At 68.2% G+C, this 3,278-nt stretch carries 4 protein-coding genes; 1 reads left to right on the forward strand and 3 read right to left on the reverse strand.

Annotation, left to right across the window (positions count from 1 at the left end):
* Nucleotides 1-165: 165 nt before the first annotated feature.
* The 3 genes from ACFOYX_RS01780 to ACFOYX_RS01790 form a co-directional block, all read right to left on the reverse strand.
* The gene (locus ACFOYX_RS01780) at nt 166-1,464 is read right to left on the reverse strand and encodes an MFS transporter (RefSeq protein ID WP_322443680.1); all 1,299 of its coding nucleotides are present in this window, start codon (nt 1,462-1,464) and stop codon (nt 166-168) included.
* A gap of 390 nt (nt 1,465-1,854) precedes the next feature.
* Nucleotides 1,855-2,436, reverse strand: a complete 582-nt coding sequence (locus ACFOYX_RS01785; RefSeq protein ID WP_322443679.1) for a carboxymuconolactone decarboxylase family protein — start codon at nt 2,434-2,436, stop codon at nt 1,855-1,857.
* The gene (locus ACFOYX_RS01790; protein WP_322443678.1) at nt 2,436-2,720 is read right to left on the reverse strand and encodes a hypothetical protein; all 285 of its coding nucleotides are present in this window, start codon (nt 2,718-2,720) and stop codon (nt 2,436-2,438) included. The genes ACFOYX_RS01785 and ACFOYX_RS01790 overlap by 1 nt, the downstream gene beginning before the upstream one ends.
* 197 nt (nt 2,721-2,917) lie before the next feature.
* Here ACFOYX_RS01790 and ACFOYX_RS01795 point away from each other — a divergent pair, with 197 nt between their 5' ends.
* Nucleotides 2,918-3,235 (forward strand): transposase, encoded by a 318-nt coding sequence (locus tag ACFOYX_RS01795; protein WP_377533763.1) that lies wholly within the window; start codon nt 2,918-2,920, stop codon nt 3,233-3,235.
* Nucleotides 3,236-3,278: the final 43 nt, after the last annotated feature.

Raw genomic sequence — 3,278 nt, forward strand, 5'->3', positions numbered from 1 at the left:
GCCTCGCTCTTGGGGCTGGCCTCCAGCAGGGTCGAGGTGAGAACCACCAAGGTCACGTGCGCTGTCATGCCGCGATCCGATCGCTACGGGGCGCGACAGCCCGTACCGGCGACTCCGCGTGCGGACATAGCCGAGAAGCGGACGCGTGGACTGGGCACGAGGACGTCATGGCGGGTTCGATTCCGGAGCACTACGAGCACTACGTGCGAATGTCGCGCGGTTGAGGGAGGTTTCACTGCGGTCCGTTACCGCGCCGTCCGTCACGGCGAAGCGGATCACGAGTGGACCACGGCGTCCCAGCGCCCACACGGTGAGCGCGAAGCAGCAGAGCGCTGTTCCCGTGATCGTGACCGCTGTCCAGCCGCCCGCGGACCAGAGCGTGGTCGCGGCGGCGGAGCCGATAGCAGCGCCGATGAAGTTGCCGGTGGCTAGCGCCGTGTTGAGCCGGCTGCGTGCCTCGTGGGAGAGGGCGAACAGCCGCGTCCGGTTGAGGAGGGCCTGCGTCTGGAGGGCGACATCGATCATAATGATGGCGACGATGGTAAGTACGACGGACCGGCCGGCGAACGCCGCGACGACGAAGGCGCCGAGGGCCAGTACCCAGGCCGCGCCGGTGGCCGGAAGCGACCAGCCGCGGTCGTGCAGACGACCGCCGTGCATGCCGGAAAGGACACCAGCGAGGCCGGCTAACCCGAACAACCCAATCACCGCTACCGAGTACCGGAACGGTGGGCCACTGAGCAGGAACGTCAGCGCCGTCCAAAACAGCGAGAACGCGGCGAACCCTGTGGCGGCCAGGACCAGCGTCCATCGGGCCGCCCGCTCGCGCATGACCACCGCGCCGACCGAGGCGATGAGCTGCGGGTATGGCATGCGCGTCCGCGGTGCCAGCGGTGGAATCGCGCGATAGAGCAGGACCGCGAGCAGGACGGCGACGACCGCGGCGAGGGCGAAGATCGCACGCCACCCGGCGGCATCGGCGACGAACCCGCTGATCGTGCGGGAGGCCAAGATACCGGTGAGGGTCCCGGACCCGACGGCGCCGACAACCCGGCCACGGTGGACGTCGCCGGCAAGGTCCCCGGCGAGCGGTGTGAGGACCTGCCCGGAAATCGTCGTCATGCCGAGCACGCCGAGTGCGAGGAGGAGTACGCCGATCGACGGCGCCAGCGCGCACAGCAGCAGTGCAGCGGCCGAGGTCAGCAGCATCACCGGGACGAACCGGCGGCGGTCGAGGACGTCGCCGAGCGGCACGAGCAGCAGCACACCGGCGGCGTACCCGACCTGCGTCGCGGTGACGAGCCAGCCGGCCGTCGCGGTCGCGGCGCGCAGGTCGCCTGCAATGAAGCCGAGTAGCGGCTGCGCCCAGTACAGGTTGCCGATGGCCACTCCCGCCGCCAACGCGAACAGGAACGTCAGCCGGCGGCTCATCTCCGACGGCGGTGCCATGCGGGGTGCTGCCACCCTGCCACGCTAAGGCGCGGGATCAAGGCGTGGGGCCCAGCGAGGGCCTGAGCGTGGCAGGGCCGCATCCGCCGGGATGTCCAGATCTCTCCCGGCACCCTTCAGGCGTGCCCGGACAGGTCGACACGGCGGGCAACGACAGTCCCCACCAGTGAGGTCGCAGTAGGGCACAAGACGCTGTCTCGGCGATCGCGTGGGTATGGCTCGTCGCGTTCGCGGCCAGCGGGCGACGCCGTTGCCTCGGCATGATCGGGTGCGCACATCTGCCGCGATCCGCGCGCTACGCAGGGTGACGTGACCGCTCGCGGCTCGCGGTGCGGATGATCTGCCGAAGTTAGTGCACGGGTTTAGCGGTTCGGGCGGCGAGCGGCTTCACCGGCCACTGCAGTGCTATCGGTAACCCCGCTTGAGTAGGTACTTGGCCCCTGCCTCGAAGTCCTCGGGCGTGAGCAGTTCGAAGTCGAACGCGTCGGCGAGCCGGTTGGTCGTGTTGAACGCGGCGCAGACCGCCAGGGCGTCCTCGACTTGCTGGCGTGTGACACCTGTGGCCAGCACCTCCTGCATGTCCTCGGCGCTGACCTTTCCCTCCCGGGTCAGCTTGCTGAGCATCCGCAGCGTTGCCCGGAGCCCGTCCTCGACGGGTGCCGATTCCAGGTCGGCCAGCACCGTTTGAACCTTCGCGCTGTCCTGGTATGCCTGCCCCGCGGTCGCGGTATGTGCGCCGACGCAGAACGCGTTTTCGTTGACCTTGGACACGAAGACTGCCATCAGCTCCCGGTCAGCTACCGACCAGGCGGAAGGCCCGCGCATCGCCTCGTGGGTGAACTTCTTCGCCCGGTTGCCGTAAAAGTCGGGCCGGTAGAAGACCAGCTTGGCGGCATCTGGTAGTGGGTGCCCGGAGAACACGCGGATGAGCGCGAATAGCAACTTGGTCCCGGGTCCGTAGCCGCGGTTGAGGATGCCAGGTCGCATTATTCGCCCTTCCCGTTGCCGGTTGCTTCGGCGAGTGCTGCCAGTCCCGCTTCATACAGCCGGGCGGACTGACCGACCGAAGCTGATATCACCAGCTCGAACAGCTGGTCCTCGCTGAAGCCTGCTGCCTTGGCCGCATCGAAGTCCGCGTCGGTGACCTGCGTCGGCCTCGTGGCGACCTTGTCGATCAGCGCGTGCAAGGGCGGGGGGATGTCGGCGTTGTTGAAGGCACGGGCTCGCTGCTCCGGAGATGTCCTGCCCTCTCCCTTCAGGATGCGATCCACTAGGGCTCGGTGCGCTGCTCGTTTCTTGTCCTCATCCGGCACGGCGGCCCCCGCCTCCTCTCCACCTCGGCTATCTGCCTTGACGAGACAGCCCGGCAGCTTGTGACATGACAGACATCCGCCGGCTCGAGCACCTCGCGGCCACTGTCCCGCACCGGGTTTGATGGAGACATCGAAACCTGGGAGGAACACCAGCGATGCCCGCACCAAAGAAGTACAACGATGAGCTGCGTGAGCGTGCGACCCGGTTGGCCGTCGAGGCCCGTCGGGATCCGGCGTCCGCGGCTGGAGCGATCCGGCGGATCGCCGGCCAGCTCGGGATTCATCCGGAGGCGTTGCGCACGTGGGTGAAGAAGGCCGAGACCGACGGCGGTGACCGGCCGGGCACCACCAGCAGCGACGCCGAACGCCTCGCCGCATTGGAACGGGAGGTGCGTGAGCTGCGGCGGGCCAACCAGATCCTGAAGTCCGCGGCGAGTTTCTTCGCGGCGGAGCTGGACCGTCCGTCGCGATGAAGGTCGAGTTCGTCGACTCTCAGCGGGAGCGACACGGTGTCCA

The sequence above is a fragment of the Micromonospora sp. GCM10011541 genome, from assembly GCF_042650725.1.
Lineage (GTDB): Bacteria > Actinomycetota > Actinomycetes > Mycobacteriales > Micromonosporaceae > Micromonospora > Micromonospora sicca.

Bases quoted from the DNA above. Each gene is read 5' to 3' on its own strand.
- ACFOYX_RS01785 (WP_322443679.1), bottom strand. From the start codon at position 2,436: ATGCGACCTGGCATCCTCAACCGCGGCTACGGACCCGGGACCAAGTTG.
- ACFOYX_RS01795 (WP_377533763.1), top strand. From the start codon at position 2,918: ATGCCCGCACCAAAGAAGTACAACGATGAGCTGCGTGAGCGTGCGACC.